Raw genomic sequence first — 5,335 nt, forward strand, 5'->3', positions numbered from 1 at the left:
CCGCCCGCCGTCCGCCCGCCGGCCGCCGCTCGCCCGCGCCGGGGCCCGCGCCCGCGCCGGGGCGGGTGGCCTTGTGGTGGGGGGACGGCGCGCTCGCGGCGCCGGCTAGTGCGGTGGCCACCGACGTTCACCGGGTGACCGGCGACCTTCGACCGCTGGTCAGCCGGCGCCGGCGAAGCCGGCAAAGGTTAAGTGGCCGCCGCACTAGGAAGTCGTCGTGCCGCCGTTGCCGTTGGTGTCGCTGCCGTTGGCCGGTGGTGTGCGCGCCTCGCCGCGCGCCGCCCGGGCGGCCGCCTCGCCCGCCGAGCCGAACCAGGCCCTCGCCCGCCCGGCCGCCCCGCCGACCCACTCGCCCATCTCGTTCGCACCGTCGCCGAGCCGCCGCAGCAGCCCGACCAGCGGATCCTGCGTGCGCGCGAACTCCTCGCGGTAGGACTGCGCCGCCGCCTTGATCTCACTGGTGACCGACGCGCTGCCGTCGTCGTCGCGCCGCGGGTAGTCACCGTCGAGGATCCGCTGGTAGCCGCCCGAGTCGATCCAGTGCCGCAGCGCCGCGGCCCGGGCCACCGGCACCGGGTGGGTGCTCCACGCGGTCATGCGGAGCTTGTGCAGGCTGTCGCGGATGTCGCCGCCGCCGTCGTACTCCGCGGCCTGCTCCAGGAACGCCGCCGTGTCGATCTGCGACAGGTCACCGCCGCCGGCCATCTTCATCAGCAGGCGCAGTGAGGCCGACGGGTCCTGGCCGGCCAGCAGCCCCGCCCGGTCGGCGGAGAGCTCGGCCTTGCGCCACCACTCCAGCATCGCGGCGATGATCGCCCGCAGCGCGAGCGAGCCCACCGGCAGCCAGCTGAGGCTCTGCGCCCAGCTCGTGAGGATCACCAGGATCGTCTTGTAGACCGCGTGACCGCTGCGCACGTGGCCCAGCTCGTGCCCGAGCAGCGCGCGCAGCTCGTCACCGTCGAGCTGCTGGATGGCCGCCGTGTTGACCACGATGAACGGCTTGTCGAGCCCGATCGCCTCGCCGTTGAGGAACGGGAGCTGCCGCACGTACAGCTCGGGCAGCTCGGGGACGTCCAGCGACTGCGCCGCCTCCGTATACCGCTGGTAAACAGCCGGGTACTGCCGGTGGTCGACGCGGATGGCCGAGGCGAGGTAGGCCAAGCGGAAGGCCCGCTCGTTCCACATCCCGAAGAAGGCCTTGACCACGTCGTCAAAGCCGCGCAGCTCGCGCAGCGCGGTGAGCGCGCCCCGGTCGGCCGGGTGCTCCCAGGCCCGGGAGCTGATGCCCGTGAGCACCACTCGCCGCCGCACCGGCGGTCCAGCCGGTGTCGCCGTTCCGCCCGCATCCTCTGACGTCATGGTCACTCCCCCGGGTAAGTGTGGTGCCGCTCTTGCCGATGGTGCCCCAGCCTGTCCACCTCGTCCATGGCTGGCATCCCGGATATCTCCCTTAGGTGGTGGTGCCGGGGACGGCGAAGGCCCAGCCGGTCGTATCCACGACCAGATCAGCATGGTGGGCCGTGGCGTCCGCGGCGAAGTGCGCCTCCTCCCCACGCCGCCACTGCACGAGGTACGAGGAGAGGGTCCCGCCGTCCCGGCGATCCGTGCGTCTGATCCGTTCGGCGAGCGGGGCGGTCAGGAAGACGGAGAAGGTCAGCTCCGGCCTGATCGCCGCCCGCGCCGCCGTGACCCCTTCCAGCACCGCCACGGGCGCCGGTGGCACCTCCGTCCACTCTGGAGCGAAGTGCCCCGCCTCCCAGTCGTACCGCCGGTAGTGCCCAGCGCGCCCCTCCCGCAGCGGGGCCAGCACCCACTCCTCCAGCCGCGGCCAGAACGTCACCTGGTCACCCCACCCGTCCAGCAGGTCGTCGGTGTGCACGACCGGTGTCTCCGGCCCGATCGCCGCCGCCAGCCGCGCCGCGAACACGGTCTTACCCGCCCCACTCGGCCCGTCGACGGCCACCAGCCGCGTGTCACCCAACCGGGGTGACCGCGCCCAGACCTCCCGGGCAATCTCCTCGACGACGCTCACACCCCCGCCATCACCCTCCCGCCACCCTCCCGCGCCCCGCGCGGCCTCAGCCCGCCGCCCAGCCACACCGCTGCCGCACCGATCGGCCTCGGGCCGCTGCTCGGTCACGGCCTGGTCGGGGCGAGTGCTCTCGGCCCGCCGCTCGGCGCGGTGACCGCCTTCGGTGCGGGGGTCGGGCGCGCCGCCGTCGGTGGTCGCGCGCGGGCGCGGCTCGGTCGTCATGCCAGTGCCGACCGGATCTCGGGGAGGCGCGGCGGTCCGGACTCGATCAGGCGCCACAGCGCGCCGGTGTCCAGATGCTCCTCCACCAGGTCGCCGAGCAGGTCGAGCGTCCGCTCCCGGGCCGCCGCGAACACCGTGTCCTCCGCCACCGTGAAGCCCGCCCGCCCCGCCAGCCGCGCCGCCTCGGTCAGGAACCGCCGGCGGAACTCGTCGGACTCGAACGCCCCGTGCCAGTGCGTCCCGAACACATTGCCCGCCGCCGCACCCTCCGCGCGACCGTCCGGGTACCGGATCAGCGGGGCGAGCGACGGGTCGGCACGCGAGACGTACCCGTGGTGGATCTCGTAGCCGCGCACCGGCACCGAGCCAAACGCCGCGCCCACCGACTGCGCCAGGGTCTTGCGCGCCCCGAACGTCACCTCGACCGGCAACAGCCCCAGCCCTTCGACGGTGCCCCGCCGGCTCTCCACCTCGTCGTGGATGCGCGTGCCGAGCATCTGGAACCCGCCGCAGATGCCGAGCACGGGACGCCCCGCGGCCGCGTGCGCCAGGATGGCGTCCGCGAGCCCGGTCTCTCGCAGCCACGTCAAGTCGTCCACCGTGGACTTCGAGCCGGGCAGCACCACCAGGTCGGCGTCGGCGAGCTCGGCCGGCTCGACCGTGAGCCGCACCCGTACCCCGGGCTCGATGGCGAGCGCCTCGGCGTCGGTCGCGTTGGAGACCCGCGGCAGCCGCACCACCGCGACCCGCAGCCACTCCGCCCCGCGCGGCGGCGCCGGTCGCCCGAGCACCCGCCCGTACGCCAGGGAGTCTTCGGCGTCCAGCCACAGATCGAGCCGCCACGGCAGCACGCCCAGCACCGGCCGGCCGGTCGCCGCCCGGATCATCTCCAGGCCGGGGGCGAGCAGCCCGGGGTCGCCGCGAAACTTGTTGACCACGAATCCGGCCACCAGTGCCTGGTCGGCCGGCTCCAGCAGCGCCACCGTCCCGAACAGCGCGGCGAACACTCCGCCCCGGTCGATGTCGCCTACCACGATCGCGGGCAACCCCGCCCGCCGCGCCAGCCCCATGTTGACGAAGTCGCCGTCGCGCAGGTTGATCTCGGCGGGGCTGCCGGCGCCCTCGCAGACCACCACGTCATACTCGGTGCGCAGCTCGGCCAGCGTCTCGAAGACCGCCTCCGCCAGCCGCGGCCGCAGCGCGCGGTAGTCGCCGGCCGTCACCGTGTCGATCGCCTCGCCCAGCAGCACGACCTGGCTGGACCGGTCGCTGCCGGGCTTGAGCAGCACCGGGTTGAACCGCACGTCGGCCGACACGCCGCTGGCCGCCGCCTGCATCGCCTGCGCCCGCCCGATCTCGCCGCCCCGGCCGGCGCTGTCGACGACGACGGCCGAGTTGTTGGACATGTTTTGCGCCTTGAACGGCGCCACCTTCACGCCCTGGCGGTGCAGCCAGCGGCAGATGCCCGCGGTGAGCACACTCTTTCCCGCATCGGACGTGGTGCCGGCGACGAGCAGCCCGCCACTCACCGTCGACCCCCGACCGCGACCCGACCGCGCCAGCCCGTCACACCGACCGCAACCGCACGCCGCGCGCCGGGCAGGCCAACCAGCGCCGCCACACGCCGCGCGCCGGCCAAGCCGACCGCAGCCGTTGCGCGCCTTGAACCGGCACCCGCCGCGCGCATCATGCCCGCGCGGGCGACCAACGCCGCCGCACGCCTGGAGCCGGCCGGGCCGGCCGCGGCCGGCGCACGGCTGGCATTGGCCGCACCGACAGCCACCGCGCGCCCAGCGCCCGCACGGCCGACCAACGCCGCCGTACGCTTGGCGCTGGCCAAGCCAACCGCCGCCGTCACGCGGCTAGCGCTCGCCGCACCGCCGGCACGGCTGACCAATGCCGTCGTGCGTCTGGAGCTGGCCAGGCCGACCGACGCGGTGATGGCGGCGGCCAGGGCGACCGCGGCGAGGCCGACGGTGCCGGAGAGGCGCGCGGCGCGGCGGATGTCGAGGGCGACCGGGCGCGGACCGTCGCCGAGGAAGGGGCGGGTCTCCGAGCGTCCGAAGTAGACGTTGCGGCCGCCGAGGCGGACCCCGAGCGCCCCGGCCATCGCCGACTCGCAGTGGCCGGCGTTGGGGCTGGGGTGGTCGGCACCGTCTCGCCGCCAGACCCGCAGCGTCTCCGCCCGCTCGCCATCGACCACCGGCGCGGCCGCCACGGTCAGCGCGGCGGTCAGCCGGGACGGCACGAGGTTGAGCAGGTCGTCCAGCCGCGCCGCCGCGGTGCCGAACCGGGCGTAGCGCGCCGAACGGTGCCCCACCATCGCGTCGAGGGTATTGGCCGCCCGGTAGCCGACCAGGCCGGGCAGCCCGGCGACCGCCCCCCAGAAGAGCGGTGCCACGACCGCGTCGGAGGTGTTTTCCGCGACCGACTCGACCGTCGCGCGGGCCAGCTCCGGCTCGTCGAGGGCGGACGGGTCGCGCCCGCAGAGGTGACCGAGGCGTCCCCGAGCCGCGGGCAGGTCGGCCCGCTCCAGCGCGCCCGCCATATAGCCCGCCTCGCGCCGCAGCGTGCGCCCGCCCAGCGCCGCCCAGGTGCCCGCCGCCACGAGTGCGGCCCGGGCCATCGGCCGCCGTCGCGTGGCCGCGCTCGCCGCGACCGCCGCCGCCACCGGAACCCCCACCGCGAGCGCCGTGAACACGGCACCCGCCGCCCGACCCGGCCGGTAGATCCGCCGCTCCAGCGCGGTCGCCGCCCGCCCGAAGCCCGCCACCGGATGGAACCGCCGCGGGTCGCCCACCAGCGCGTCGACGGCGAAGCCGGCGAGCAGGCCAGCGGCGTTGGCCAGGCCCATCGGGCCCCGACTCCCGGTCGCGGCGACGCGCGCGGCGCCACCGTCACCGTGATCGCGAAGGACGCGAAGGGCTGTCCCACGAACCCGCCGACGCATTACCCCACCTCCTCACGCAGCCTAGGCCCTGCCCAGGCCCCCGACACCGGCTCCCTGCCGCACTCGCCAACCCCGCTACCAGGCCCGTGGCCTGCCCACACGACCGCCTGTCGATAGGCCGCCGCGAGCGC

General features: G+C 75.5%; 3 protein-coding genes and 1 pseudogene. All 4 read right to left on the reverse strand.

The annotated features are described in order from the left end of the window. Positions 1-204: 204 nt before the first annotated feature. Positions 205-1,359: a M48 family metallopeptidase gene (locus tag RB614_RS44080; protein ID WP_308718678.1), complete on the reverse strand. Its 1,155-nt coding sequence runs from the start codon at positions 1,357-1,359 to the stop codon at positions 205-207. Between the two features lie 91 nt (positions 1,360-1,450). Continuing rightward, positions 1,451-2,254: a uridine kinase family protein gene (locus RB614_RS44085; RefSeq protein WP_428983227.1), complete on the reverse strand. Its 804-nt coding sequence runs from the start codon at positions 2,252-2,254 to the stop codon at positions 1,451-1,453. After that, a complete protein-coding gene (locus tag RB614_RS44090) occupies positions 2,251-3,783 on the reverse strand; it encodes a cobyric acid synthase (RefSeq protein WP_308718679.1) in 1,533 nt (510 codons plus the stop codon). Before RB614_RS44090 ends, RB614_RS44085 begins: the two co-directional genes overlap by 4 nt. Positions 3,784-4,157: 374 nt before the next feature. Beyond that, positions 4,158-5,108: pseudogene (locus tag RB614_RS44095) on the reverse strand (cobalamin biosynthesis protein); the annotation flags it as partial. Positions 5,109-5,335: the final 227 nt, after the last annotated feature.

The sequence above is a fragment of the Phytohabitans maris genome, assembly GCF_031085175.1.
GTDB classification, from domain to species: Bacteria; Actinomycetota; Actinomycetes; order Mycobacteriales; family Micromonosporaceae; genus Phytohabitans; species Phytohabitans maris.